We start from the raw sequence: 26,105 nt of genomic DNA, 5'->3' as shown, positions 1-26,105 counted from the left end.
GTCCAGTTTGTCTATCGAGCTTGAGAGCACACGCCGGGCGTTGCGGGATGCCGTCGCGCAGGCTGAGCGCGCAGCGGAGCTGGCCAGGCTGCTGGACGCCGCCCAGGCCAAGCTGGCCGCGGCCGAGCAGAGCGCCGAGGAGGTCAAAGCGCTGGCCGAGCAGCTCGGCGAGGCCGAGGAACGGCTCGCGGCCGAGCAGGCCGCCGCCGACAAGCTCCGCAAGGAGCTGGCCGAGCAGCGCTTCCAGGCCGAGGTCGCCAACTGGAAGCTGTCCTCGATCAAGGTCGCCCGCTGGAACCGGCTCGGCGACGCCATCAAGAGCGGCAAGAACAACCCGATGCGCCTGGCCAAGGGCCTCAGGGGCGCGGCCAAGCCGGTCAAGCGGCCCACCGCGCCCAAGCGCAGGCCCGTGGCCGCGGACAAGGCCAAGGATGAGCGCCCGGGAGCGGCGTACCAGGCCACCAGTACCACCAGGACGCTCGGGGGCGCCTCGTTCAAGCTCAGGCCCTTCCGGGTGCCGACCGGCCCCAACACCCGGCCCCACCTGACCGCCGCGGTGATCGCCGACCCGCACGCCGAGGCGCTGCTGCGCTACGAGTGGCGGCAGACGACCGGCTTCACGCCGCGTGACTTCGCCAGGGTGCTCCCGCTGGAGGTGCCCCACCTGCTCGTGGTCGAGTCCGTCACCGAGGGCCCGTGGGTGCAGGAGATCACCGGCGAGCCGGGCGAGGGGCTCAAGGCGCTGCTGGCGTGGTGCGCCGAGCGCGGCATCCGCACGGTCTTCTGGCACACCCAGGGCGACGTCGCGGCCTACGCGGCGGCGGCCGAGCTGTTCGAGCACCGCTTCACCACCGATCTGACGGTGTCCTGGCCGCGCCTGCAGTTCGGGGTCCAGCCCCGAGTGCACAACCCGCTGCCGCTGGCCGGCGGGCGCATCGACCGGGTGCTCACGCTCGACCAGCTCCTGCCCGGCCACCTGCGCTACCCCGACGTGCTGACCTCCTACCGCTGGCCGGCCGCGGCCGACTGCCCGCCCGGCACGCCGCAGTGGCGGCTGGCCGAGATCGCCGCCTGCGGCACGCCCATCGGCACCGAGGCCGACACCCGGCGGGCGCACGTGGCGCTGCGCAGGGCGTACGGGATGGGCACGATGACCGAGCGCGTGGACGAGCTGCTGGAGGCGATCGGCCTGCCCAGCGCCCGCGCCACCCTCAACACCTCCGTCATGCTGCCGATCCTCGACCCGTTCCTGATGGAGCACGGGCTCGCCCAGGTCGCCAAGCAGTCGGGCGTGGACCAGCTCATCGTCATCGGGCCGCCCGAGGCCGAGCTGCGGGCCCGCGACGTGCTGCCGGACGTCGACGTCGTCTACCGCCGCCCGCACCCGGCGATGACCGAGGGCGCCATGCTCAACGCCGGCATCGACCTGTGCGAGGCCGACCTGGTCGCGGTCATGGACCCGCGCGACGTCTACGGCTCGCACTACCTGTCCGACCTGCGGCGGGCCTTCCTGTTCAGCACCGCCGACATCGTCGGCAAGGCCGCCTTCTACGCCCACCTGCGCAAGCCCCAGGCCACGCTGCTCAAGCAGCCCGACGCCGAGTACGCCTACCTCCCGGAGATCAACGGGGCCACCCTCATCGCCCGCAGGAACGCGCTGCGCGAGCTGGGCTTCGCCGACCTCACCGAGGGCTGGGACGAGGTGCTCATGCGGCAGTGCCGCACGGACGGGATCAAGGTGTTCTCGGCGGACCGGTTCGGATACGTGCGGGTACGCGACGAGGACCGCTGGCTGCTGGGCGCCGCCCAGCTGGTCGAGTACGGCTCCGCCGAGCCGCACGCGTTCATCTGACGGGCCCCGTCGTAGGGTCGTCGCCATGACGCCTGGCGAGCTGGCCGAGATCCTGGGGGAGCCGCCCGCGCCCGAGGGCACGTGGGAGCGGGAGGCCGTGTACGTCTCCGCGGCGGCCCTGCGGCGGCGCATCCCGGCCGAGCCGCTGGCCGACCGGGTGCGGGCGCTGGCCGGCGTCGCCGGGGTGGAGGTCGGCGAGCGGGGCTTCCTGCGGATCGTGGTGAGCGTGCCGGGGGAGCTGCTGGAGTCCTTCGAGCCGGTCGCGATCCCGGAGCCCGGCTGGCCGGACTTTCCGCGCACCTGGGAGAACCCCGGGTTCGTGGTTCGTTACGGGCACGCGCGGGCCTGCGCCGTGCTGCGGTGGGCCGGCGAGCTGGGGGTGCCGGAGGAGGGGTTCAGCCCGGGGCTGCTGTCGGATCCGTACGACCGCGGGGTGCTGCGGGTGCTGGCCGAGCTGCCCGGGCGGCTGGTCAGCCGGGAGCCGGGGTGGGAGACGTACCTGGTGCGGCTGGCGCTGGCCTACCACGACGCGCACGAGCACGCGCCCGCCGTGCCGGTCGGGGACGAGCCGCCGGGGGCGGTGCACACGGCGCGGGTGCGGCTCGCGCGGGCCGTGCGCGGAGTGCTGATGGGCCCGGACCGGCTGTGATGAATTGCAAAATATCCGGCTAAACGGCGAAAAATCGTAAAAATATCCCTCCTGAGGCTTGATCGCGTCTCGATACGTGGGCACCGGGTCATGGCAGAGTGGCTGTTCCGATAGCCTCGATCGGGTGAGTCGATTCGCCCATCCCGCCGGGGACCGGCACGCCGAGATGCTGCCCCACGAGCGCCCGCCGCTGGCGCCCGCCGACCTCAACCGGATCAATCCCGCGATCTGGCCCCGAACGTCGGCCCGGACCGACGGCACGCTCACGGTCGGCGGAGTGGACGTGCGTGACCTGGCCCGTGACCACGGCACGCCCCTCTACGTCCTCGACGAGGACGACGTGCGCTCGCGCATGCGCGACTACGCGACGGCGTTCGCCGACTCCGACGTCCACTACGCCGGCAAGGCGTTCCTGTGCAAGGAGATCGTCCGCTGGCTCCAGGACGAGGGCCTCGGGCTCGACGTGGCCAGCGGCGGGGAGCTGGCGGTCGCCCTCAGCGTCGGGTTCCCGCCCGAGCGCATCACGATGCACGGCAACAACAAGTCCGTCGCCGAGCTCACCAGGGCCCTGGAGGCCGGGGTCGGGCACATCGTGGTCGACTCCTACGAGGAGATCACCCGGCTCGGCTACCTCGCCGAGCAGCGCGGTCTCCGGCCCAAGGTGATGATCAGGGTCACCACCGGGGTCGAGGCGCACACGCACGAGTTCATCGCGACGGCGCACGACGACCAGAAGTTCGGGCTGTCGCTCAACACCGGGGCGGCGGCCGAGGCCGTACGCAGGATTCTCGCCCTCCCGCAGCTGGAGCTGGTCGGGCTGCACTCGCACATCGGCTCGCAGATCGTGGACACGGCCGGGTTCGAGGTCGCGGCGCGGCGGCTGGCCACGCTGCTCGTGCAGATCAAGGACGAGCACGGCGTGGTGCTGCCCGAGCTGGACCTGGGCGGCGGCTACGGCATCGCCTACGTCGAAGGCGAAGAGGCGCCCGACATCAAGGAGCTGGCCGACGGCCTGCGCGAGATCGTCACCAAGGTGTGCGTGGACGCGGGGCTGCCCGTGCCCCGGCTGACCGTGGAGCCCGGCCGCACCATCGTCGGCCCGGGCGGGATCACCCTCTACCAGGTCGGCACGGTCAAGGACGTCGAGGGGCTGCGCACCTACGTGAGCATCGACGGCGGCATGAGCGACAACGTGCGCACGGCGCTCTACGGCGCCGAATACACCGCCGTGCTGGCCAGCCGCGAGAGCCAGGCCGAGCCCATGCTCAGCCGCCTGGTCGGCAAGCACTGCGAGAGCGGCGACATCATCGTGCGCGACTTCCACCTGCCCGCCGACCTCGCCCCGGGCGACCTGATCGCCGTGGCCTCGACCGGCGCCTACTGCCGCTCGCTGGCCAGCAACTACAACTACCTGCCCAGGCCCGCCGTGGTGGCCGTCTCGGGCGGCGTCGCCCGGGTGATCGTGCAGGGTGAGACCGAGGACGATCTCTTGAGGGGGCAGCTGTGAAACCGCTGAAAGTGGCTCTTCTGGGCTGCGGCGTCGTCGGCTCGCAGGTCATCAGGCTCATGCACGAGCAGGCCGCCGATCTGGCCGCCCGCATCGGCGCGCCCTTGGAGCTGGCCGGGGTCGCGGTGCGGCGGCTGGGCCGCAAACGTGACATCGACGTGGACCCCGCGCTGCTCACCACCGACGCGGAGGCCCTGGTCACCCGCGACGACGTGGACATCGTGATCGAGGTCATCGGCGGCATCGAGCCCGCTCGCTCGCTGATCGTGGCCGCCCTGTCCAAGGGCAAGTCGGTGGTCACCGCCAACAAGGCGCTGCTGGCCGAGGACGGCGCCACCCTGCACGAGGCCGCGCGGACCGGCAACGGCGACCTCTACTTCGAGGCGAGCGTGGCCGGGGCCATCCCGCTGCTGCGTCCCCTGCGCGAGTCGCTGGCCGGCGACCACGTCAAGCGGGTGCTCGGCATCGTCAACGGCACCACCAACTACATCCTCGACAAGATGGACTCCACGGGCGCGTCCTTCACCGACGCCCTGGAGGAGGCCCAGACGCTCGGCTACGCGGAGGCCGACCCGACGGCCGACGTCGAGGGCTTCGACGCCGCCGCCAAGGCGGCCATCCTCGCCGGGCTCGCCTTCCACAGCCGCGTCACGGCCGCCGAGGTGCACCGCGAGGGCATCACCGAGATCACCGCCACCGATGTGGCCTCGGCCAAGGCGATGGGCTACGTCATCAAGCTGCTGGCCATCTGCGCCCGCTCGGAGGACGGCCGCTCCTTCGGGGTGCGGGTGCACCCGGCGATGATCCCGCGCTCGCACCCGCTGGCGGGGGTGCGGGAGGCGTACAACGCGGTCTTCGTCGAGGCGGAGTCGGCGGGGCAGCTCATGTTCTACGGCAAGGGCGCCGGCGGCGCCCCCACGGCCTCGGCCGTGCTGGGGGACCTGGTGGCCGTCGCCCGCAACCGCCTGGCGGGCACGCGCGGGTCGGAGGAGTCCACGTACGCCGATCTCGTGGCGCACCCGATGGGCGAGACCGTGACCCGCTGCCACGTGGCGCTGGACGTGGCCGACAAGCCGGGCGTGCTGGCGCGGGTCGCGGACCTGTTCGCCAAGCACGACGTGTCGATCCAGACCGTACGCCAGGAAGGGCGGGGGGACGACGCCCAGCTCGTCATCGTCACCCACCGGGCCACGGACGCCGCGCTGTCGGCGACCATGGAGGAGCTCCGGGACCTCGACATCGTGCGCGCGGTGGCGAGCGTGATGCGCGTGGAGGGCGACGACTGAGCCGGCTGTTCCCCCTGCCGGATGAGGCCACGGTGCGAGGTCACCGCCGGAGGGCGGGTGCGCCATCTCGTCGACGCCGAACGGCGGACCGTCCACCTCGTTCAGGCATCCACCCGGCACCCCAAGGACACTGACGCCTAGGAGCCACGGCGTCAGTCGTCGGGGAAGGCCAGGCCGCGGACCCGGCGGACGGCGCGCTTGAGCACCGTTCGGTTCTGGGCGCGGGCGAGCCTGACCGCCTCCTTGCGCCAGGCTTCCGCCTTCTCCCGCCAGCGTGCCGCGTCCCTGCCGTTCTTGCCCGCCTCCCTGCGCAGCTGCGAGATCTCCGCCCGCAGCGCCGCCGTGCGCTTGCGGTAGAGGGCGATCTCCTTGTCATGCTCGGCGGCGAGCCGGTCGATCTCCGGGACGGGCTTCCTGCGCGGCGGGTAGACGGCCGGGCGGCGCTTGAAGCCGTACGTCTCCCCGTCCACCCACTCCAGGCCGAACAAGGCGTCGATCAGGTCGTCCGGCCGGTCGCCGGGCGCGGCCACCAGCGCGGCTCTGGACAGCGCCGCCGTCCGCTCCAGGCGGGCCACCGTCACGCCCCGCTCGGTCTCCTCCAGCGCCACGCACAGGGCTCCGAGGTCGTGCTCCTCCATGTGGGCCACGAGCCGTTCCAGCGTGTCCTTCGCGAGGGTCCAGCCCGGCGGGAGGGACAGGCGGAACGGGGGCGTCCCCGGCGGCGGGGCGGCCTGGGCGGCGGCCAGGTTGACGCGGGGGTCGTGGTGGAAGCAGGCGTGGGTGAGGCGCAGGTCGAGGTGCGGGTCGGCGAGAGGGGAGCGGCGATCGGCGGTCAGGGAGTCCCACTCGCCGGTGACGGTGACCCGGACGTCCGGGAGCGAGCCGGCCAGGAGGGCGTCCACCGTGGCCCGTACGTCCTCGTACCCGCCCGCGGGCAATACCGCGTCCACGTACGGCACCAGCCACTGGCGGCCCGCCTCGGTACGCAGATACCGGCGGTAGGGGACCCGATCGGCCACGTAGGGGTCGTTGTAGCGCTTCAGCGCCTGGAAGTCGCGCATCGCCGTGGGCAGGCCGACGTGCCAGGCCCTGGACTGCGGGTCGGGGACGAAGACCACGCCCGCCTGGGTCAGGCGGTAGCCCAGCTCCGTGTCCTCGGCCAGCACCAGCGACGTGTCCAGGCCGCCGATCGAGCGCAGCAGCCGCACCGGGTACGACGCCGTGGCGCCCACGTGGATGCGGGTGGCCAGGGAGCTGGGAGCCGTGCGGAGGCCGTCGTGGTCCTCGATGATCTGCTCGGCCCAGTCGTGGCGCTGCGGCGACAGGGGGAAGAGCGCCTCCTCCGCGCCCGTCTCCAGCGCGTGCCGGACCTCCTCCTGCCCCGGCAGCTCGACGGCCGCGGTGAAGTCGATCCAGCCCAGCGCCACCACGTACGGGGCCAGGTGGTGCCAGCGGAGCTGGGCCTCCACGTGGTGCCGGTGCGGGACCATGTCGGCGTCCAGGACGAACAGGACGTCGCCCGTCGCCGTGTCCAGCCCCGCCTGCACGGCCCAGGCCCGGCCCCAGCCGCCCGGCGGGCTGGAGATCAGCTTGGTCCTGGCCGGGACGAGCTCGGGCAGCTGCAGCGGCGTGCTGCTGCCGTCGTCCACGACCACGACGTCGAGCAGGTGCTCGGGGTAGCTCTGCGCGGACAGGGCCGCGAGCGTCAGGTCCAGCGTCTCCTGGCGGTCGTGGGCCGGGATGACGACGGTGACGGCGAGCGAGGGCTCCCATTCGCCGAGGGCGGGCGGGGTGAGCACGCCGAAGTCGTTGCGGCGGATGCGGGGGATGCTGGGAATGCTGGGGATGCCGGTCATGGGTGCAGGTGTCCGTCCATGGCCATCAGGGCGTTCGGGCGGAAGCCGCGCCACTGCTGCCTGTTGCGCTGCAGGAACGTGCCGATCGGCTCCTGCCACGTGTGGTTGGCCGCCGGGCCTCTGCGCAGGATGTAGCCGAGCCCGTGCGTACGGTAGATCTGCCCGCCCGCCGCCTGCAGCGCCTCCTGGAACTGGGTGTCCACCGAGCGCCGCAGCGGCCTGAACCCGCCCACCGCCTGGAACGCCGACCGCTCCACCAGGATCGTCCCACCCGCCACGAAGCTGGTGATCTGCTCGGTGACCTGCCTGCGGTGCACGGTGACGTCGATCGAGGACAGGTAGACGAACTCCGGCACGGTGCCGACCACCTGGGCCCCTGAGTACGAGTGCGCGAGCAGCAGATCGGCCAGGAAGTCGGGCCCGTACCAGTCGTCGTCGTCCATCTTCAGCAGGAACGAGCCGGAGGCCCTGGCGGCGGCCTCGTTCAGCACCTCGCCGAAGACGGCCTGGTGGTCGGCCTCGAACACGGTCAGCGGCCCCTCGAACCCGGCGATCGCGGCCGCCACGTCCGGATGTCCCTGCGGGACGCCGTGCAGGGCGAGGATCACTTCGAGCTGGACCTCGCGCTGGCGGGCGATCTGGTCGAGCGCGAAGGCCACCATGTCGGTGCGGCGCGTGGCGAGCAGGACCGAGGTGAGCGGCGGCGCGGGAGCGGGGGCGCCGAGCTGCTCCCACCGGGCGGCCACGCCATGGGTGCGCAGGGCGGCGCGGCGCAGCCGGATGCTGTGCTCCTCCCGCCGCAGCTCGTCGGAAAGGTCCGGGCAGCGCTCGATGAGCTCGACGATGTCGTCACCCAGTGCTCCGGCCCATCGCGGCACCGCGTCCGCCACCAGCGGGACTCCGGCGGCGGCCAGTCCCGCCAGCACCCGGACCGCGGCCAGCGGGCCGCTGTGGGCGTGCCGCCAGTCCACCTCGACGCCGCGGATCTGCCGCAGCCTGGACACGTCCGCGTCGGTGACCCCGCCGGACTCCGCGAACGACGTCACGACCTTGCCGTCCAGCAGCACCGACCAGCGACCGTCGCGCTCGGCCAGGGACGCCATGCCGCGTGACGGGGTGGTGACGAAGCCCTGGGGGTTGACCAGCCGCTCGTCCACGGGCGGCACCATCGACGGCTCGCCCAGCACGTCGGGGTCGGCCAGCGGCGAGTCCGCCATGCCGGGACGGCCGAGCCGCTCCCAGCTCGCCGCGGCGAGGGCGGGCCGCTCGATGGGCGTCTGGTCACCGGCCCACTCGGCCGCCTCCCCGTCCCAGGCGAGCGTCCCGTTCCCCTCGGCGGTGGCGGTCTCGGGGGCGTTCTGTACGGCGCCGGGCTCGGGAACCCCGGTGCCGGCGGCGTCGTCGGAGGGGGCGTGGCCGAGCGTCGTACGCAGGACCATGTCGCTGCCCGGCGCCCCCACGCGGTCCGGCACCGGCCCGGTCACTTCGGCGGGCGTCGCGTTGGGGTCCCCTGGACGCCAGTTCGCGGCACCGACGCCCGCGATCGCCGCCGCGGGGGCCGCGATCACGTCCAGGCGGTGCCCGGCGAAGGCCCGTGCCGTGGCCGTGACCGTACGCCCGGCGGGCGTGGGCCCGGAGAAGCGGGCGTCCACCACCCACACGCGGCTCTTGGGCTGGTAGACCCGCAGATCCGTCAGCGACCGCCACCGGTGGGCGGGCGTCGGCGTGGGCACGGGTGCGGGATGGGAGGCGGGCGTGTCGAGCACCGCGACCACCACCCGCTCGGCCTCCGGCAGCAGCTTGTGCAGCGTCGCGATCCTGCGCAGGTCGGCGGGCGTCCTGGCGAGCACGAGCACCTCACGTGCCCGGCCGACCGTGGCGGGCGCCTCCAGCAGGTCCCGGTCGAGGTCGACGACACGCGCCGGCCCGTCCTGGCCGGCGGCATCGGCGTAGACGGGCTCGACGTCGTCGATCCCGGCGAGGAACACCGGGGCGCCGCGCAGCTCCGCCAGCAACTGGCGGATCATCCGGCGCTCCGCAGGTGCCTGATGAGCGACTTGATCGGCCCGGGCGGCACGTCCGTATCCGCGGGCGGTTCGGCGGAGAGCCGTTCGACCTCGGCCGCGAGCCGGGCGACCTCCGCGCGCAGCTCCTTGACCTCCTCCAGCCGCTGCGCCGCCAGCGCACGCCACTTGGCGGGGTCCCCGGCCAGCGGCTCGGCCTCCTCCGCCGTGGCGAAGCCGTACTCGCCCCCGCTGACCCACTCGACCCCGAACATCTCGTCGACCAGGTCGTCGGCGGCCCCGTCGAACCGGGCGGCGCGGGCGAAGGCGGCCGTGCGCTCCAGGCGGGCGGTCACGACTCCGCCGGCGTCCTCCGCCAGCGCCGCGCAGACCAGCCCGAGCAGGTCCCGGTCGGCGTGCCGGACCAGCTTGGCGAGCGTGTCGGCGCCGAGCACCCACCCGGTGGGCAGGCTGAGTCGGAAGGGCGCGGGGGCGGCGGTGGCGGGTACGCTCTCCGCGAACACGACCCGGGGCTCATGAGCGTAGAGATGGTGCAGCAGCCGCAGGTCGAGCAGCGGGTCGTCGAGGTTGGACCGGCGTTCGCCGGTCAGCTTGCCCCACGGGCCGACGAGCGTGACGGCGGCGTCGGTGAGGGTGCCCGCGAGCGCCGAGTCCACGCTCGCCCGCGTCTGCTCGTACGTCGTCGCGGCCACCTCGACCCGCACGTACGGCACCAGCCAGTTGCGCCGCGGATGGTTGCGCAACCAGCGCAGGTCGGGGATGAGGTCGCCCAGGTAGGACCAGTTGTGCCGGTGCACCTCCTTCTCCCGCAGCATCACGGTGGAGGGCCCGACGTGCCATGCCCTGGCCGCGGCGTCGGAGATGAACACCGCGCCCGTCTGCGCCAGCCGGTAGCCGAGCTCGGTGTCCTCGGCCATGTTCAGCCCGGTGTCCACGCCGCCCGCCGCGCGCAGCAGCTCGGCGCGTACGGAGGTGGACGCGCCCGTGTGCGACAGGTACGCGCTCGCCCCCGCGTCCTTGAGCCGCCTGGTCGACTCGAGGGTCTTCCTCGTGTACTCGGACTGGACCCCCTCCTCGCCCGGCTCGTCCACGAACAGGGTGTCGCCGATCACCACCGCGTGGTCGATCAGGTGGTGCCAGCGCATGTGCGCCTCAAGGTGGTCCTCGGCCAGCAGCATGTCGGAGTCGAGCCAGTGGATCACGTCGCCGGTGGCCGCGAGCTGCCCCGTCTGCCTGGCCGCGCCGCGCCCCCACCCGTCGGCCACCCGTACGACCCGGGCGCCCGGCACCTCGATGGGCGGCCGGCTGCCGTCGTCCGCGACCACGATCTCGACCAGCTCGGAGGGGTACGTCTGCCGCGCGAGCGCCGGGATCGTGCGCTCCAGCGCGTCCGCGCAGTCGTAGGCCGGGATGACCACGGACACCCGCAGCGACGGCTCCCAGGACCCGATCGCGGGCGGGCGCAGCGTCCCGTAGTCGTTGTGCCGGACCCGCGGCCCGCCATGGGCGGGCGTCACACCGCGTCCTTGGCCAGCGCGCGCACCTCTGCGCGCAGTTCCTCCACCTCTCGCGCCCGTGCCATGGCGTTCACCCGGTCCTCCCCGAGCGAGGCCAGGATCGCGCCGAGGTCGTCGGCCCGTCGCGCCGCGGAGTCCTCGACGGCCTGCACGAGCAGGTCCAGCCGGGTCTCGATGCGCTTGAGCGCCGTGGTGGTCCTGGCCAGCTCGCTCTCGTGCTTCTTGACCCGCAGGTCGATCCGCTGCGCCTTGCCGTCCAGACGGCGTACGGACAGCAGCAGGAACGCCAGGGCGGCCAGGCAGACCAGGAACGCCGCCGCGGCCGCCGCGGCGCCGAACGTGATCAGATCTGCGAGTACGAGAAGCACCAGCACGCATGCGACCAGGACGGCGAGGAGTGCGGCGGTCGCTGCCAGTCGGCGGGGCGATAGCATCCGCGCATACCTTTCGTAGATCACGCCTTGCCAGCACCTTGTCGGACATCGCAGGCGTCACGGACATCAAGGGATTATTGACACCCTAGTAAACTCCGGCCCCCACCGTGACATAAGTTCCTGGAGGAAAACTGGGAATCCCCGGGTGCTCCCTGCTGAAAGTGACCATCACGTCTACCGGCTAGTAAATGGGGCGTAAGGTAGGCGCCGACTGAGTCTCAAGCGGTCGAGGAGCGCCCACCCATGTCCGTCACCCCTTGCGGCTTCGCGCGTACGCCGGAGAAGGGGCTGGCCCGTCTGCACTGGGCCGAGACCGGCTGGGCGGTCGACGGCGAGCCGCCCGACGCCGCGGCGCTGCGCCCGCTGCGTGGCCTGGAGATCGAGTGGCCTGCGGCCGAGGTGCCGCTGGACGGCCTGCTGAGCCTGGCCGCCGCCGGAATTCCGCTGACCGCGGAACGGGCCGCGCCCTGGGTGCCCGGCGACCTCGCCGCGCTGCTCACCGACCACGCCTGGCTCGGCCACACCGCCGACGGCACCGCGCGCTGCCTGGCCGACCTGCGGCGCGAGGAGCACAGCATACGACTGCGCCGCCTGGCCCACCGCCCGCCCAAGCCGAAGATCAGCATCGTCATGTCGACCAAGCGGCCAGGGCTGGCCGGCGCGGCGCTGGCCCAGATGTGCCGCCAGCGCGACGTGGAGGTCGAGGTGCTGCTCGGGCTGCACGGCGTGGCGTACGAGCAGGTGCGCGAGGCGGCGGAGTCCTGCCCGCTGCCGGTCCGGTGGATCGAGGCGGAGGCGTCCGTGCCGTTCGGCGAGGTGCTCAACCGGGTCGCCGGCCTGGCGAGCGGCGACTACGTGGCGAAGTGGGACGACGACGACTGGTACGGCCCGCGCCACCTGGCCGACCTGTTCATGGCCCTGTCGTACGCGGAGGCCGACGTGGTGGGCACGACGGCCGAGTTCTTCTACCTGGAGCCGTTGAAGGCGACGATCAGGCGCACGACGTTCGCGAGCGGGGCGAGTTATCCGAGCGAGGTGTGGGCCGATCACGTTGCAGGCGGCACGATCTTGCTTCCTCGCGCGAAATTCCATGAAATAGGCGGATTTCCCGGGTTGCCGCGGGCGGTAGATCTTGAATTCCTGAAAGCGGCGCAGCAGGCCGGCGCCCGCGTCTACCGCACCCACGGGCTGGGCTACGTCCTGCGCAGAGGGCTCGGCGACGAGCACACGTGGCAGCTGCCGCTGGCCCACTTCGTCAAGGTGGCGGCGAACCAGTGGCGCGGCTTCCGCCCGAGCCTGCTGATGGAAGCGGCATGAGGGTGAGTGACGGACCTGTCGCGAACGGCTCGGCGAGCGCTTCGAGGGTGCGCGGCAACGACTATCGCGTGCTGCGGCCGGCCGCGCGGTTCACCCCCGAGCTGACGGTCAGCGTCGTCATCCCGGCCTACGGCGGCCAGGACAAGCTGGACCTGGTGCTGGCGGGCCTGGCCAGGCAGACCTACCCGGCCGGGCTGACCGAGGTCATCGTGGTCGACAACGGCAGCACGCCCCCGCTGCGCCTGCCTGCCACGCGCCCGCCCGGGACGCGCCTGATCGAGTGCCCGACGCCGGGCCGGGCCAACGCCCGCAACGCCGGCCTGGCCGCGGCCACCGGCGACGTGATCCACTGGCTCGACTCCGACGTGGTGCTCACCCCGGGCGCGATCGAGGCCCACATGCGCTGGCACCACGCCGCGCCCTACCTGGTCGTGACCGGCTACATCAGGTTCACCGCCGCCGAGGTGCCCGCCGAGCTGCCCGACGACCTGGAGCGGCACTTCGAGCCGGCCGAGCCGCACGCCTGGATCGTGGACCTCGTCGAGCGCACCGACGGCCTCACCGACAATCCCCAGCGCCCGTTCAGCCTGCACGTCGGGGGCGCGACCTCGGTCAACGCCCGGCTGATCGAGGCGGCCGGGCCGATGGACGACGAGCTGATACTCGGCCAGGACACCGAGATGGGCTACCGGCTGAGCCAGGCGGGCGCGGTCTTCGTGCCCGAGCCGGCGGCCTGCGCGTACCACCTCGGCCCCACCATGCGGATGCGCGACAAGCAGCCCATCGACCGGGTGAGCCACGCCTTCGTGGCCGACCGCATCCCGGCCTACCGCTGGCTCCGCGGGCATCCGGGGCGGCAGTGGAAGGTCCCGTACGTCACCGTCGTGGTGGACGGCACGGCCGGCTACGACAGCGTGCGGGCCACGGTGGACGGCCTGCTGGCCGGCACCGTGCCGGACATCTCCGTGCTCCTGCTCGGCCCGTGGGACACCGTCGGGCGCGAGCGCCGCGCGCCGCTGCAGGACCCCGATCTCGACCTGGTGCTGGTCCAGGGCCACTACCGGCACGAGGGCAGGGTACGGCTGGCCGCCGCCGAGGACATCGACCCGGCCGTGCCGTTCGTGCTGCGCCTGCCGGCCGGCTGGATCCCGGGCGAGGACAGCCTCGCCCGGCTGCTGGACCTGGCTCGCGACGAGGGACTCGGGCTGGTGAACGTGCTGCTCCAGGAGTCGTCACAGGGCGTGGTCGCGGCCCGGCTGGAGCGGGCGTCCGCGCTGGCCAGGGCCCGGATCGTGGCCGACGACGGCGAGGACCTGGACGACGCGGTCGACGCGGTGTCGGGCGTCTCCTGGGTCGAGGCCGAAACGTACGGGTTCACCACCGACCCCGCGCCTCCGCTCGGCCGCCGGGGGGCGTACCGGGCCCGCGTGGAGGCGCAGGCCGAGGCGGCCAGGCAGGCCAAGGAGGCCGAGCGGCTGCGCGCCCAGGTGGCCAAGTGGAAGGAGGAGGCGGGGCGCTGGCGCAAGACGGCCGTGGAGCTGCGCCGCGAGGTGGGCGCACTGCGCCGCCAGCTCGCCGCCGCCAACCGCGCCCAGCAGAGCCTGCGCGCCCTGGTGTCCTCCACGATGAAACGCGCCCTGCGCAAACGCCTGCGCGGCTGACCGAGAACGTCCGCGCGGCTGTCGGGAACGCCCGCGCGGTCGAACGGGGACGCCCCCGCGGCTGACTAGGGAACGCCCGCGCGGCCGGCCGGGCCCCGGAGCGCCCCGGGCGGTGGGTCAGTTCGGGCGCAGGGCGGACTTCAGGCGTCTGAGCAGCGTCTTCTCGGGCGATTCGACGGCCACCTGCACCGGCGCGGGGATGGTGACCGGCTCGGGCTGCGCGGGCGCGGGCCAGAACCGGTCCGGCGGCTCGTGGCGTACGCCGTGGGTGGTGTCGATGAGGTCGTCCAGGTCCGCGCCGGCGTCGGCGAGCAGGACGGCGCGGCCGAGCGCCGAGGTGCGCTCCAGGCGCGCCGTGCGCCCGTCGGGCAGGTCCACGACCAGCACCCCCGCCAGGTCCTTCTGCACCGACTCGATCATGCGCTCCAGCGTCGCCCGGTGCAGCGGCACGTCCACCGGCCCCCGGTAGCGGAAGGGGACGGGCGCGGGCGTCGGCGCGGCCTCGTCGATCAGGCGGACGCGTTCGTCGTGCGCGAACAGGTCACGCAGCAGCCGCAGCTCGAAGCACGGGTCGGACAGGGCGAAACGCCGCGAGTCGTCCAGCCGCGACCACGGCCCGACCAGCGTCACCACGACGTCCTGCAACTTGCCGTCCAGCGCCGCCGACACCGCCTGCCGCACCACTGACTCGGAGGTGTCCGTGACGTCGAGGACGATCTCCACGTACGGCACCAGCCACCGCCGCCCCCGCTCCTTGCGCAGGTCCCTGCGCAGCGGGATCCGATGCGCCAGGTACGGCTCGACCGCGCGCACGGCCCGCTCCCTGTCACGATGCTGCGCGGGCAGCCCCAGGTGCACGGCCTGCGCGTCCATGTCGGGCACGAACACCACGCCGTGCATGGCCAGCCGGTAGGAGAACTCGGTGTCCTCGCCTCTGGCCACGGTCGGGTCGAGCCCGCCCACGGCGTGGAAGATCTCCCTGGGCAGCGCGAAGGTGGGCCCGGTGCACACGTGGTACGGATTGCGGCTCTTGCGCAGCCCGTCGGTCTTGGCGATCGTCGCCTCGGTCGAGCTCGACACGGCCTCGGCCAGGTCGAATACCTCGCCCAGGGACCCGGCCTGGAACACCTGCCGCGGGCTCACGGGCGGCGCGTCCACGAACTTCTTCATCCCGATCGTGACCAGGAAGTCGGTGACGTGGTGCCAGCGCGCGAGCGCCTCGATGTGCTCGCGGCAGGCCACCATGTCGGAGTCGAGCCGCTGGATGATCTCGCCGTCGGCCGCCTTGGCGCCGGTGTTGACGGCGTTGGAGATGCCCCAGCCCTCGCGCACCCGTACGACGCGGGTGTTGACCGGCCGGATCTCGGGCAGCCGCAGCGGCGGCTCGCTGCCGTCGTCCACGACCAGGACCTCCATGAGGTGGTCCGGGTAGGTCTGCGCGGCCAGCGCCGCCAGCGTCAGGCCGAGCTTGTCCTGCCCGCCGTGAGCGGGTATCACCACGCTCACGGAAAGGGCGGGTGACCAGGCGCCGAGCTGCGGTGGCGCGATTGGTGAATAGTCGTTCTGCCTCAAAGCAGGACGCGCGTTCATCGTGGTGACCCCCTGCCGAGACCTTATCGGGAGATGCTGAGAATTTCCTGAATAGTGGCCCTGTCCAATGACCCGTCCCGTCGATGGGGGACCGCGCGTCCGACCTGTGGACGCGGCTCCGCGACGGTCGCCCGCACCCCGTACACTCTGTGCCCAACACCGCAGGTAGGGAGTCATCATGAGCAGGTCGTGGCGTGGCCTCATCGAGGAATACCGCGAACGTCTTCCTGTGACCGAGAAGACGCCTGTCATCACGCTGCTCGAGGGCGGCACGCCGCTGGTGCCCGCGTACCGCGTCTCGGCCCTCACGGGGTGCGACGTCTACCTGAAGGTCGAGGGGGCAAACCCGACGGGGAGCTTCAAGGACCGCGGCATGACGATGGCCATCAGCAAGGCGGTCGAAGAGGGCGCCAAGGCGGTCATCTGCGCCTCCACCGGCAACACCTCCGCCTCGGCCGCGGCCTACGCCGTCCGCGCGGGGCTGACCTGCGCCGTGCTGGTGCCCAAGGGGAAGATCGCCATGGGCAAGCTGGCCCAGGCGCTCGTTCACGGGGCCACGCTGCTGCAGGTCGAGGGGTCGTTCGACGACTGCCTGGAGATGACCCGCAAGCTGTCGTCCAGCTACCCGATCGCGCTGGTCAACTCGGTCAACCCGTTCCGGCTGCAGGGACAGAAGACGGCCGCGTTCGAGATCGTCGACACGCTCGGCGACGCGCCGGACATCCACTGCATCCCGGTCGGCAACGCGGGCAACATCTCGGCCTACTGGATGGGCTACCAGGAATACGCGGCCGACGGCGTGTCGTCGAAGCGGCCGCGCATGTTCGGCTTCCAGGCCAGCGGCTCGGCGCCCATCGTGGAGGGGGCGCCCGTCGTCCATCCGCACACGATCGCCACCGCCATCCGCATCGGCAACCCGGCGTCGTGGGAGCTGGCCACCGCGGCTCGCGACGAGTCGGGCGGGACCATCCAGGCGGTGACCGACAGGCAGATCGCGGCCGCGTACAAACTGCTGGCGCAGGAAGAGGGCGTGTTCGTGGAGCTCGCCTCGGCGGCCAGCGTCGCGGGCCTGCTGCAGGCCCACGCGCAGGGTCTGGTCGAGCCGGGGCAGCGCATCGTCTGCACGGTCACCGGCAACGGCCTGAAGGACCCCGACTGGGCCATCTCGGGCGCGCCGGCGCCGGTCGTCATCCCCATCGACGTCCACGCCGCCGCGGCGGCGCTCAACCTCGCCTGACGCGCGTACGCGCGCACGGGCGGGCGCGGGCGGGAGCACGTGCACGGGGAGTGAGAAGTAGTGAGAGAAACGTGAGCGTATGACAACCGTCCAAATCCGGGTGCCTGCCACGTCGGCGAATCTCGGACCGGGGTTCGACGCGCTGGGCCTGGCCCTGAGCCTGCACGACGAGGTCGAGGCCGAGCTCACCGACGGGCGCGGGGTGCGCGTCACCGTGGAGGGCGAGGGCGCGGGCGAGGTCGACACCGGCGAGGGGCACCTGGTCGTCAGGGCGATGCGCCAGACGTTCGCCCGCATGGGGGTGCCGCAGCCGGCGGGGATCCGCCTGCACTGCCGCAACAGCATCCCGCACGCCCGGGGTCTCGGATCGTCCTCGGCGGCGGTCTGCGCGGGCATTCTCGCGGCCCGCGCTTTGGCCGATGGCGAAATCTCGGACGACGAGGTGCTCGCGCTGGCCACCGAGATGGAGGGCCATCCGGACAACGTGGCGCCCTGCCTGGCCGGCGGGCTGACCGTGGCCTGGTCCGACCACGCTGGGTCACCCCATATGGTGAAACTGGCTCCCGACGTGCGCATCCGCCCGGTCGTCGTCATCCCTTCGACGCGACTGGCCACGGAGACCGCACGGGGGCTGCTGCCGAAGGACGTGCCCCACAAGGACGCCTCCTTCAACGCCGGCAGGGCCGCGTTGCTGATAGCCGCGCTGACCCAGCGGCCGGAGCGAGAGCTGCTGCTCGCCGCCACCGAAGACCGACTCCACCAGCACTACCGCGCGCCTGCGATGCGGGAGAGCGCGAATCTGGTAGAACGTCTCCGTGCAGTGGGCGTGCCCGCGGTCGTTTCGGGAGCGGGTCCCACGGTTCTTGCGTTTTCGACCTCGGATACGCAGGATTTGATCGCGCCAGAAGTGGGTAATGACTGGCACATCCAGCAAATGGACGTCGACCCGGTTGGTGCGAACGTTCAGTTCCCCGAGACACGCTGATGCCTCTTTAGACCTTCAGGGAATAGCCGTGTGCGCTGGTGATGTTAGGCTGATAGCCGCACCAGATGCCCCCTTGGTGGGTGCGTGCTTGTCAGCCATACATCGCTGCATCATGCTTCACGTCGCGAGGCGTGAGCAGCGCGGCTGTCTCCCCGGAATCCGTTGCCTCCGGTTGGCCCACACCCGGTTGGCTCAACGTGAGGCGGCGACGACGGGGACCTGCGCGTTCGAAGCATCTCGACATCTGGTTGGCGACAGCAATCTGGGGGGTGTCAGCCACGCGCCACGGTCCTGTGGCGGCTTGGACGAGCCCCTCCCCAAGAGTGGCGGCCGTCTCCAGCGACAGCCGAAGATCGCAAAGTGCACCCCGACCCGGTCTGTCCCGCCGGATCGCAAGCACCTCCGGGACGCCCGGCAGAACAAAACCGGCGCCCGACCCCTGGGAAGGACCTTTTAGTTGAGCGACACCACCGAACTCCTCTCCGACGCATCAGGCGCTGAGCCGGCGTCCGGCGACACCCCCACCCGCGCCCCGGCCAAGCCGCGTGCGCGTCGCTCCGGCACCGGCCTGTCCGCCAAGGTGCTGCCCGAGCTGCAGAAGATGGCAGCGGAGCTGGGCATCAGCGGGACCGGGCGCATGCGGAAGAGCCAGCTCATCGCGGCCATCCAGGAGAAGCAGGGTGGCGGTTCCGGAGAAGGCGCACCCGTAGCCGCACCCGCGGCGGAGGCGCCTGCGACGACCGAGGCGGCACCCGCGGCTGAGCGGCCCACGCGGACGCGCAGGGAACGTTCCCGCACCAAGACCGTTGAAGAGCCGGCCGCGCAGGCCGCCGAGCCCGTGGCCGCGGCGCCTGAGCCCGTTGCCGCGTCGGCCCCCGCGCCCGCCCCTGTTGCCGCGCCGGCTCCCGAGCCGATCGCCGAGCAGCCCGCCGTGGCCGCCCAGCCCGTGGACAACGGGCAGGGCGACGTGCGCGCCGAGCGCGGCGAGAGCCGTCGCGAGCGCCGCAGCCGTGGCGAGCGTCGCGAGCGCGGCGACCGCACCAGCAGTGACCGCAGCAGTGACCGCAGTGACCGCAGTGACCGTGCGGGCGACCGCGACCGGGTCAGCGACCGTGACAGGGTCAGTGACAGGGGCGGAAGCGACCGCGGTGAGGGCGGTCGCGACGGCGGCCGCGACGGGCGTGACGGCCGGGACGGCCGTGACAGCCGGGACGGTGGCCGAGGCGACACGCGTGAGCGCGCCGCCGACTCCGGCCGCAGTGACCAGCGTGGAGACCAGCGCGGTGACCAGCGCAACGACCCGCGCAACGACCCGCGTGGTGGCGAGGACGACGACCGCAGCGGCCGTGGCCGCAGGGGCCGCTTCAGGGAGCGCAACCGCGGCCGTGGCCGTGACCGCTTCGACAGCAGCGAGCCGGTCATCGGCGACGACGACGTGCTCATCCCGATCGCCGGCATCCTCGACATCCTCGACAACTACGCGTTCGTCAGGACCAGCGGCTACCTGCCGGGCAGCAACGACGTCTACGTCTCGCTGGCCCAGATCCGCCGCAACGGCCTGCGCAAGGGCGACGTCATCACCGGTGCCGTCAGGCAGCCGCGTGACGGCGAGCGGCGCGAGAAGTTCAACGCCCTGGTCCGCCTCGACACCGTCAACGGCATGGACCCGGAGCAGGCCCGCAACAGGCCCGACTTCAACAAGCTGACGCCGCTCTACCCGCAGGAGCGCCTGCGCCTCGAGACCGAGCACAACATCCTGACCACGCGGATCATCGACCTCGTGTCGCCGATCGGCAAGGGCCAGCGCGGTCTCATCGTCTCGCCGCCCAAGGCCGGTAAGACGATGGTGCTGCAGGCGATCGCGAACGCGATCACCCACAACAACCCCGAGTGCCACCTGATGGTCGTGCTCGTGGACGAGCGGCCTGAAGAGGTCACCGACATGCAGCGGTCGGTCAAGGGCGAGGTCATCCACTCGACCTTCGACCGTCCCGCCGAAGACCACACCACGGTCGCCGAGCTCGCCATCGAGCGGGCCAAGCGCCTGGTGGAGCTGGGCCACGACGTGGTCGTCCTGCTCGACTCGATCACCCGCCTCGGCCGCGCCTACAACCTGGCGGCCCCGGCATCCGGTCGCATCCTGTCGGGTGGTGTCGACTCCACGGCGCTCTACCCGCCCAAGCGCTTCTTCGGCGCCGCCCGCAACATCGAGAACGGCGGCTCGCTGACGATCCTCGCCACGGCCCTGGTCGAGACCGGGTCCAAGATGGACGAGGTCATCTTCGAGGAGTTCAAGGGCACCGGCAACATGGAGCTCAAGCTCAACCGCTCCCTGGCCGACAAGCGGATCTTCCCCGCGGTGGACGTGGACGCGTCCGGCACGCGTAAGGAAGAGATCCTCATGGCCAAGGACGAGCTCCAGATCGTCTGGAAGCTGCGCCGCGTGCTCCACGCGCTGGACATGCAGCAGGCGCTCGAGCTGCTCCTTGAGAAGATGAAGGAGACCAAGTCGAACGCGGAGTTCCTCCTGCAGGTCCAGAAGACCACGGTGAGCAACGACCGCGACTAGCGGCTTCGCCTGAGGGGCGGTGGGGTGTTCCCCGCCGCCCCTTTCGCATGTCTCTTCTCCGCGGCAGTTCGCCGGTTCTCCGCGGTGGCTCGCCGGGGGTGGGGCTAGCCCCACCCTTACGACGGAAGGCTGCCGGATTCACTCCCGCGCGCCCGCCGGGCACGCTTGGTGCATGCGATCAGTGCCGTTGAAAGAGCGCGTGCCGTTAGGGCCCAACGGCCCTCTGGGGGTTCTGGCCGATCCGCTGACCTGGCGGGCGGCGCCGTACTTGCTGGTCAGCGTGGCGTTCGGGTTCGGCTGGTTCCTGGTGCTGTCCTTCGCGGTGCCGACCTCGCTGGCGCTGTCGGTCATCTGGGTGGGCGTGCCGCTGGCGATGGCGACCGTGCTCGTGTGGCGCGGCGGCGCGATGCTGGAGCGGCGGCTGCAGCGGGTGGCGTTCGGGATCACGATCGCCGACCCGTACCGCGGCCGTCCCGAGCGCGGGCTGGGCGCGCACATCCGATGGCTGCTGTCGGATCCCGCCACCTGGAAGGACCTGGGCTATCTGCTGATGCTCGTCCCGCTCGGGCTGGTCGAGGCCGCGGTTTCGCTCTTCATGTGGGGGGTGACGACGGTGCTGCTGTTCGCGCCCGTGTGGCTCGCGCTGCACGAATGGGGCGGGATGCAGAGCGACATCGTCATCGACGACGTGCTGGGCGCGTGCGTCGCCTCGGTCTTCGGCGCGGGGGCGCTCGTGCTGACCGCGTACCTGGTGCGGGGGATGGCCTGGCTGCACGGGACGCTCGCCGTGGTGCTGCTGGGCGGCAGCGAGGAGGAGCGGCTGCGGGCCAGCAGGGCCAGGGGGATCGACGCCGCGGAGGCGGAGCGGCGCCGGATCGAGCGCGATCTGCACGACGGCGCGCAGCAGCGGCTGCTGTCGGTCGCGGTGGATCTGGGGCGGGCGCAGGCCAAGTTCGACAACGAGCCCGAGGAGGCCAGGATGCTCATCGCGCAGGCGCACGCGGGCACGAAGTCGGCCATCGCCGAGCTGCGCAACCTGGCCAGGGGCATCCACCCGGCCATCCTGAGCGACCGCGGGCTCGACGCCGCGCTGTCGGGGCTGGCCGCGCGGGCGCCCATCCGGGTGGACGTCTCCGTGGACCTGATCGAACGCCCGCCCGCGGCGGTCGAGAGCATCGCGTACTTCATCGTGGCCGAGACGCTGACCAACATGGCCAAGCACTCGGCGGCGACCGAGGCGGCCGTCACGGTCGTCAGGGACCACCGCGGCGTGGTCGTGGACGTGTGGGACAACGGGATCGGCGGCGCGCTGGTCAGCCCGGGCGGGGGCCTGTCGGGCCTGGCGGACCGGGCGGCCACCATCGACGGCGTGCTGGTCCTGCACAGCCCCCTCGGCGGCCCCACACTTGTGCGTGCGGAGCTGCCCTGCGAGTGGTAGTCATGTGCACATGCGCGTGGTCATCGCAGAGGATTCCGTACTGCTGCGCGAAGGGCTGGCGCGACTCCTGGCCGACGGGGGCATCGTCACCGTGGCCGCCGTCTCCGACGGGCCCGCGCTGGTCGAGGCGGTGCTGGAGCACGATCCCGACCTGGCGATCGTCGACGTGCGGATGCCGCCGAGCCACACGGACGAGGGCGTGCGGGCGGCGCTGCGGGTGCGCGCGGCCAGGCCCGACTTCCCGATCCTGGTGCTGTCCCAATACGTGGAGGAGCGCTACGCGGGCGACCTCATCGGCAAGGCCGTCGGCTACCTGCTGAAGGAGCGGGTGGCCGACGTGGCCGAGTTCCTGGAGACGGTGCGGCAGGTGGCGGCCGGCGGCACGGTCATCGACCCCGAGGTCGTCGTGCAGCTGCTCAGCCGCCAGCGCCGCGGCGCCCCGCTCGACTCGCTCTCCCCCCGGGAGCGCGAGGTCCTGGCCCTGATGGCCGAGGGCCGCTCCAACACCGCGATCGCCTCCAGGCTGGTGGTCTCGGAGGGCGCGGTGGAGAAGCACATCTCCAGCATCTTCGCCAAGCTGGCCCTCGGGCCGGCGCCCGAGGACCATCGGCGGGTGCTCGCCGTGCTCACTTATCTGGGCCGCTGACAGTTCTCGGGCCGCTGACGTTTTCGGCCGCTGACGTCACCTGACGTCCACGAACTCCTGCGGCGACAGCGAGCTGCGCGTCTTGCTCGTGCCCGGCACCTTGATCTGGAAGTAGCCGTCCCTCTTGGCCTTGTACGTCTTGGTGTACTTGCCGGTGGAGGTGGACTTGGCGAAACCGAGGAGCTTGTAGGTCTTGGTGCCCTTCGCCTTGAAGTACACCTCGATGGTCTTGCCCTTGTACGCCTTGGAGCCCCGGTACACCTTGCCGTACACCTTGAACGACTTGCCCTTGCGCACCTTGTTCGGCGCGGCGATCGTGATCCTGGACTTGACCTTCTTGGAGGCGCCCCCCGAGGCCGCCACGACCGAGAACGCCGCCTCGCCCTTGAGCGTCTGGCCGCCCTTGTGCGCGTAGACCTCCAGGGTCCAGGCGCCCGCGCCGGTGTCGTCGCTGAAGTAGGTGACGCCGCGGTAGTAGCCGTCCGACTCCTTGGCCAGGTCGCCGAGGTCGTAGTACTCGCTGGTCGTGTCGCTGACGAGCTTGGCCGACACGGTGGTCGCGTCCTTCACCGACGTCTCGACCGTGACCTTGACGTCCTTGCCCTTGACGAGCTGCACGGGGTCGGGCTTGACGCTCGCGGCGCCGATGCCCTGCTTGCCGGAGACCTGGACCACGAACGGGGTGGTGTTCGTGCCGGTGTCGCGGGTCACGACGACGCTCAGCTTCCAGTTGCCGGCCGGGTCGTCCTTGGTGATCGGCCAGGAGCCGGTGACGGTCTCCTCGGCGGCCGTGCTGCCGGTCTTGAAGTCGAACGTCACGGTCTTCGCCGCCTGGCCGGGCGGTTCGATGCTGCCGGTGATGCCGGTCACGTTCGACGGGTCCTTGAGCTTGAGCGTCACGGTCCCGCTGACGTCGTTCCCGACGGGGATGGAGGCGCTGGCCGAGGCGTCTCCGGTGAAGTCGTCCGCCAGGGCCGACGCGTGCTGTGCGGCGTACGCGCTGGTGGCGGAGAGGCCCGTGCCTCCGAGGAGAACGGCGGCCCCCGTGGCGGTCGCCAAGAGCAACCGCACCTTTCTCTTCATCGCGTTCCTTTGACTGGGGCGAAATGTACGGTTTGTGCGATGGGAGCCTAGTGTGACGTCAGTGACCGCGTCATAAAGATCGGGGGAATGCCCGATGGCCTGGGATGGTTGCACGATCTGGCACACTGGTAGCTGACCATTTTGCGGTTCCGGTTCACGCCACGAATGACGGCGACCCGGCGGCCGCAGCCCGAAAGGACAGCGATGAAGCGCGACATCCACCCCGATTACCACGTGACGCAGGTGTCCTGCTCCTGCGGTAACACGTTCACCACCCGTAGCACCGCGAAGAACGGCGTGATCCACGCCGACGTGTGCTCCGCCTGCCACCCGTTCTACACGGGCAAGCAGAAGATCCTCGACACGGGCGGCCGGGTTGCTCGCTTCGAGAAGCGCTTCGGCAAGAAGGCCACGGGCAAGTAGCTTCACCGACGCCGACCCGGACGCACCTCGTGCGCCGGGTCGGCGTTGTTGGTGGAACGGCCACACCCAAACGAAGGAACGCACGGTGAATCTCGACGAGTTGCTCAAGGAGTATTCCGAGCTGGAGCTGCAGCTCGCAGATCCCGCCGTGCACGCAGACCAGAACAAGGCCCGCACGCTCGGCAAGCGCTACCGGCAGCTCACCCCCGTCGTCGGCACCTACCGCGAGCTCGAGTCGGCCAGGGAAGACCTGACCGCCGCGAAGGAGCTGGCCGGCGAGGACGAGGCGTTCGCTGCCGAGGCCGTCGAGATCGAGGAGCGCATCCCGCAGCTGGAGGAGAAGCTCAGACATCTGCTCATCCCGCGCGATCCCAACGATGACAAGGACATCATCATGGAGATCAAGGCGGGCGAGGGCGGCGAGGAGTCCGCGCTGTTCGCGGGCGACCTGCTGCGGATGTATCTGAGATACGCCGAGCGGCTCGGCTGGAAGACCGAGGTCATCGACAGCCAGCCCTCCGACCTGGGCGGCTACAAAGACGTCACGGTCGGCATCCGGGCCAAGGGCGACGAGGGCGTGTGGTCCAGGCTCAAGTTCGAGGGCGGGGTGCACCGCGTGCAGCGGGTGCCCGTCACCGAGTCGCAGGGCCGCATCCACACCAGCGCCGCCGGCGTGCTCATCTACCCGGAGGCGGAGGAGGTCGACGTCCAGATCGACGCCAACGACCTGCGCATCGACGTCTACCGCTCCAGCGGCCCCGGCGGGCAGAGCGTCAACACCACCGACTCCGCGGTCCGCATCACCCACCTGCCCACCGGCGTCGTGGTCTCGTGCCAGAACGAGAAGAGCCAGCTCCAGAACAAGGAGTCGGCCATGCGCATCCTGCGCGCCCGGCTGCTGGCCGTGGCGCAGGAACAGGCCGACGCCGCCGCGCAGGCCGAGCGCAAGTCGCAGGTGCGTACGGTCGACCGCTCCGAGCGCATCCGCACCTACAACTTCCCGGAAAACCGGATCTCCGACCACCGCGTCGGGTTCAAGGCGTATAACCTCGACCAGGTTCTCGACGGTGAGCTCAACGCCGTCACCCAGGCCCTCATCGACGCCGAAATGGCGGAGAAGCTCGCACAACACTCATGACATTTCTGCTGGACGAGATCGCCCTCGCCACCGCTCGGCTGGCCGAGGCAGGTGTGCCCTCGCCGCGCACGGACGCGGAGGAGATCGCGGCGTTCGTCCACGGCGTGCGCAGAAGCGAGCTCCACACGGTCAAGGACGCCGACTTCGACGCGCTGTTCTGGGAGGGCATCGCCAGGCGTGAGGCCCGTGAGCCCCTGCAGCACATCACCGGCCACGCCTACTTCCGCTATCTGGAGCTCGTGGTCGGGCCCGGCGTGTTCGTGCCCAGGCCGGAGACCGAGGTGATGGCCGGATGGGCCATCGAGACGCTGCGCGAGATGGACGTGAACGCCCCGCTCGTGGTCGATCTCGGCACCGGCTCCGGCGCGATCGCGCTGTCGATCGCCCAGGAGGTGGCGCTGGCCGAGGTGCACGCCGTCGAGGTCGATCCCGCGGCGTACACCTGGGCCAAGCGCAACATCTCCGAGCACGGCCAGGGCCGCACCCACCTGCATCCCGAGGACCTCGCCGAGGCGCTGCCCGAGCTCAACGGCAAGGTGGACCTCGTCATCTCCAACCCGCCCTACATCCCGCCCGGCGCGATCCCGCGCGACCCGGAGGTGCGCGACTACGACCCCTCCAGGGCTCTCTACGGCTCGGGCGGCGACGGGCTCGGCGAGGTGCGCGCGGTCGAGCGCACGGCCAGGCGGCTGCTGCGCCCCGGCGGCTGGGTCGCCGTCGAGCACGCCGACGAGCAGGGCAGGGCGGTCTACCTGACCTTCCCCGAGGACAACGGCTGGCGGGACGTACGCCTTCGCCAGGACCTCACCAGAAGAGACCGCTTCGTCACCGCCAGGCTGGGCCAGGACTAGGATGCACGCGGGCGGCGCGGCCTTCTCCTGACGAGACGGGCC

At 71.7% G+C, this 26,105-nt stretch carries 20 protein-coding genes; 14 read left to right on the top strand and 6 right to left on the bottom strand.

The window, feature by feature from the left end; all coding sequences use genetic code 11:
* Window positions 1-7 precede the first annotated feature (7 nt).
* The 4 genes from ETD85_RS04040 to ETD85_RS04025 all read left to right on the top strand — a co-directional run bounded on the left by ETD85_RS04040 (window position 8) and on the right by ETD85_RS04025 (window position 5,294).
* A complete protein-coding gene (locus ETD85_RS04040) occupies window positions 8-1,852 on the top strand; it encodes a hypothetical protein (protein WP_240778941.1) in 1,845 nt (614 codons plus the stop codon).
* A 25-nt stretch (window positions 1,853-1,877) separates the two neighbouring features.
* Entirely contained in the window at window positions 1,878-2,501 is a 624-nt protein-coding gene (locus ETD85_RS04035; protein ID WP_138688218.1) for a DALR anticodon-binding domain-containing protein, read from the top strand.
* A 124-nt stretch (window positions 2,502-2,625) separates the two neighbouring features.
* Window positions 2,626-4,008, top strand: a complete 1,383-nt coding sequence (gene lysA, locus ETD85_RS04030) for a diaminopimelate decarboxylase (protein WP_138688217.1) — start codon at window positions 2,626-2,628, stop codon at window positions 4,006-4,008.
* Window positions 4,005-5,294 carry a homoserine dehydrogenase gene (locus tag ETD85_RS04025; protein ID WP_138688216.1) on the top strand — a complete coding sequence of 430 codons (1,290 nt, stop codon included), beginning with the start codon at window positions 4,005-4,007 and terminating at the stop codon, window positions 5,292-5,294. The genes lysA and ETD85_RS04025 overlap by 4 nt, the downstream gene beginning before the upstream one ends.
* Window positions 5,295-5,446: 152 nt before the next feature.
* Here ETD85_RS04025 and ETD85_RS04020 read toward each other — a convergent pair whose 3' ends face one another.
* The 4 genes from ETD85_RS04020 to ETD85_RS62860 are packed head-to-tail and all read right to left on the bottom strand — an operon-like array spanning window position 5,447 to window position 11,065.
* Window positions 5,447-7,150 carry a glycosyltransferase family 2 protein gene (locus ETD85_RS04020; protein WP_138688215.1) on the bottom strand — a complete coding sequence of 568 codons (1,704 nt, stop codon included), beginning with the start codon at window positions 7,148-7,150 and terminating at the stop codon, window positions 5,447-5,449.
* Window positions 7,147-9,177, bottom strand: coding sequence for a glycosyltransferase (locus ETD85_RS04015; protein WP_138688214.1), 2,031 nt, complete (start codon window positions 9,175-9,177; stop codon window positions 7,147-7,149). The genes ETD85_RS04020 and ETD85_RS04015 overlap by 4 nt, the downstream gene beginning before the upstream one ends.
* On the bottom strand, window positions 9,174-10,691 hold the full coding sequence (locus ETD85_RS04010) for a glycosyltransferase family 2 protein (RefSeq protein WP_170246488.1): 1,518 nt from the start codon (window positions 10,689-10,691) through the stop codon (window positions 9,174-9,176). Before ETD85_RS04010 ends, ETD85_RS04015 begins: the two co-directional genes overlap by 4 nt.
* The gene (locus tag ETD85_RS62860) at window positions 10,688-11,065 is read right to left on the bottom strand and encodes a hypothetical protein (protein ID WP_170246487.1); all 378 of its coding nucleotides are present in this window, start codon (window positions 11,063-11,065) and stop codon (window positions 10,688-10,690) included. Before ETD85_RS62860 ends, ETD85_RS04010 begins: the two co-directional genes overlap by 4 nt.
* A 303-nt stretch (window positions 11,066-11,368) precedes the next feature.
* On the opposite strand from ETD85_RS62860, the gene ETD85_RS04005 reads away from it, so the two are divergent.
* Window positions 11,369-12,442 carry a glycosyltransferase family 2 protein gene (locus ETD85_RS04005; RefSeq protein ID WP_138688212.1) on the top strand — a complete coding sequence of 358 codons (1,074 nt, stop codon included), beginning with the start codon at window positions 11,369-11,371 and terminating at the stop codon, window positions 12,440-12,442.
* A complete protein-coding gene (locus ETD85_RS04000) occupies window positions 12,439-14,103 on the top strand; it encodes a glycosyltransferase family 2 protein (protein WP_138688211.1) in 1,665 nt (554 codons plus the stop codon). Before ETD85_RS04005 ends, ETD85_RS04000 begins: the two co-directional genes overlap by 4 nt.
* Before the next feature lie 117 nt (window positions 14,104-14,220).
* Here ETD85_RS04000 and ETD85_RS66670 read toward each other — a convergent pair whose 3' ends face one another.
* A complete protein-coding gene (locus ETD85_RS66670; protein ID WP_276617162.1) occupies window positions 14,221-15,609 on the bottom strand; it encodes a glycosyltransferase family 2 protein in 1,389 nt (462 codons plus the stop codon).
* 262 nt (window positions 15,610-15,871) lie between these two features.
* On the opposite strand from ETD85_RS66670, the gene thrC reads away from it, so the two are divergent.
* The 5 genes from thrC to ETD85_RS03970 all read left to right on the top strand — a co-directional run bounded on the left by thrC (window position 15,872) and on the right by ETD85_RS03970 (window position 22,568).
* Complete coding sequence (gene thrC, locus ETD85_RS03990; RefSeq protein WP_138688209.1) at window positions 15,872-16,930, top strand: threonine synthase; 1,059 nt, start codon at window positions 15,872-15,874, stop codon at window positions 16,928-16,930.
* 79 nt (window positions 16,931-17,009) lie between these two features.
* Complete coding sequence (gene thrB / locus ETD85_RS03985; protein WP_138688208.1) at window positions 17,010-17,915, top strand: homoserine kinase; 906 nt, start codon at window positions 17,010-17,012, stop codon at window positions 17,913-17,915.
* Window positions 17,916-18,372: 457 nt separating this feature from the next.
* Window positions 18,373-20,484, top strand: coding sequence for a transcription termination factor Rho (rho, locus tag ETD85_RS03980; protein WP_138688207.1), 2,112 nt, complete (start codon window positions 18,373-18,375; stop codon window positions 20,482-20,484).
* A gap of 172 nt (window positions 20,485-20,656) precedes the next feature.
* Entirely contained in the window at window positions 20,657-21,922 is a 1,266-nt protein-coding gene (locus ETD85_RS03975) for a sensor histidine kinase (RefSeq protein WP_138688206.1), read from the top strand.
* 10 nt (window positions 21,923-21,932) lie between these two features.
* Window positions 21,933-22,568 carry a response regulator gene (locus ETD85_RS03970; RefSeq protein ID WP_138688205.1) on the top strand — a complete coding sequence of 212 codons (636 nt, stop codon included), beginning with the start codon at window positions 21,933-21,935 and terminating at the stop codon, window positions 22,566-22,568.
* Between the two features lie 36 nt (window positions 22,569-22,604).
* On the opposite strand, the gene ETD85_RS03965 is transcribed toward ETD85_RS03970, so the two are convergent.
* A complete protein-coding gene (locus ETD85_RS03965) occupies window positions 22,605-23,651 on the bottom strand; it encodes a hypothetical protein (protein WP_138688204.1) in 1,047 nt (348 codons plus the stop codon).
* A 204-nt stretch (window positions 23,652-23,855) separates the two neighbouring features.
* Between ETD85_RS03965 and rpmE the strand changes: the two genes are divergently transcribed.
* The 3 genes from rpmE (at window position 23,856) to prmC (ending at window position 26,063) form a co-directional block, all read left to right on the top strand.
* Entirely contained in the window at window positions 23,856-24,074 is a 219-nt protein-coding gene (rpmE, locus tag ETD85_RS03960; protein ID WP_043616312.1) for a 50S ribosomal protein L31, read from the top strand.
* A gap of 85 nt (window positions 24,075-24,159) precedes the next feature.
* Window positions 24,160-25,212: a peptide chain release factor 1 gene (prfA, locus tag ETD85_RS03955; RefSeq protein WP_138688203.1), complete on the top strand. Its 1,053-nt coding sequence runs from the start codon at window positions 24,160-24,162 to the stop codon at window positions 25,210-25,212.
* Entirely contained in the window at window positions 25,209-26,063 is an 855-nt protein-coding gene (gene prmC / locus ETD85_RS03950; protein ID WP_138688202.1) for a peptide chain release factor N(5)-glutamine methyltransferase, read from the top strand. The genes prfA and prmC overlap by 4 nt, the downstream gene beginning before the upstream one ends.
* Window positions 26,064-26,105 lie beyond the last annotated feature (42 nt).

It is taken from the genome of Nonomuraea zeae (assembly GCF_005889725.1).
GTDB classification, from domain to species: Bacteria; Actinomycetota; Actinomycetes; order Streptosporangiales; family Streptosporangiaceae; genus Nonomuraea; species Nonomuraea zeae.
The sequence above is the reverse complement of the archived record's forward strand: the minus strand, read 5'-3'. Positions and strand labels throughout refer to the sequence as shown.

What these genes read in the sequence shown, in the direction of transcription:
- ETD85_RS04020 (WP_138688215.1), bottom strand. Translation starts at nt 7,150, where the DNA reads ATGACCGGCATCCCCAGCATTCCCAGCATCCCCCGCATCCGCCGCAAC.
- ETD85_RS04015 (WP_138688214.1), bottom strand. Translation starts at nt 9,177, where the DNA reads ATGATCCGCCAGTTGCTGGCGGAGCTGCGCGGCGCCCCGGTGTTCCTC.
- thrC (WP_138688209.1), top strand. Translation starts at nt 15,872, where the DNA reads ATGAGCAGGTCGTGGCGTGGCCTCATCGAGGAATACCGCGAACGTCTT.
- ETD85_RS04035 (WP_138688218.1), top strand. Translation starts at nt 1,878, where the DNA reads ATGACGCCTGGCGAGCTGGCCGAGATCCTGGGGGAGCCGCCCGCGCCC.
- rpmE (WP_043616312.1), top strand. Translation starts at nt 23,856, where the DNA reads ATGAAGCGCGACATCCACCCCGATTACCACGTGACGCAGGTGTCCTGC.
- thrB (WP_138688208.1), top strand. Translation starts at nt 17,010, where the DNA reads ATGACAACCGTCCAAATCCGGGTGCCTGCCACGTCGGCGAATCTCGGA.
- ETD85_RS03970 (WP_138688205.1), top strand. Translation starts at nt 21,933, where the DNA reads ATGCGCGTGGTCATCGCAGAGGATTCCGTACTGCTGCGCGAAGGGCTG.
- ETD85_RS03975 (WP_138688206.1), top strand. Translation starts at nt 20,657, where the DNA reads ATGCGATCAGTGCCGTTGAAAGAGCGCGTGCCGTTAGGGCCCAACGGC.
- ETD85_RS03965 (WP_138688204.1), bottom strand. Translation starts at nt 23,651, where the DNA reads ATGAAGAGAAAGGTGCGGTTGCTCTTGGCGACCGCCACGGGGGCCGCC.
- ETD85_RS04000 (WP_138688211.1), top strand. Translation starts at nt 12,439, where the DNA reads ATGAGGGTGAGTGACGGACCTGTCGCGAACGGCTCGGCGAGCGCTTCG.
- prmC (WP_138688202.1), top strand. Translation starts at nt 25,209, where the DNA reads ATGACATTTCTGCTGGACGAGATCGCCCTCGCCACCGCTCGGCTGGCC.
- ETD85_RS04005 (WP_138688212.1), top strand. Translation starts at nt 11,369, where the DNA reads ATGTCCGTCACCCCTTGCGGCTTCGCGCGTACGCCGGAGAAGGGGCTG.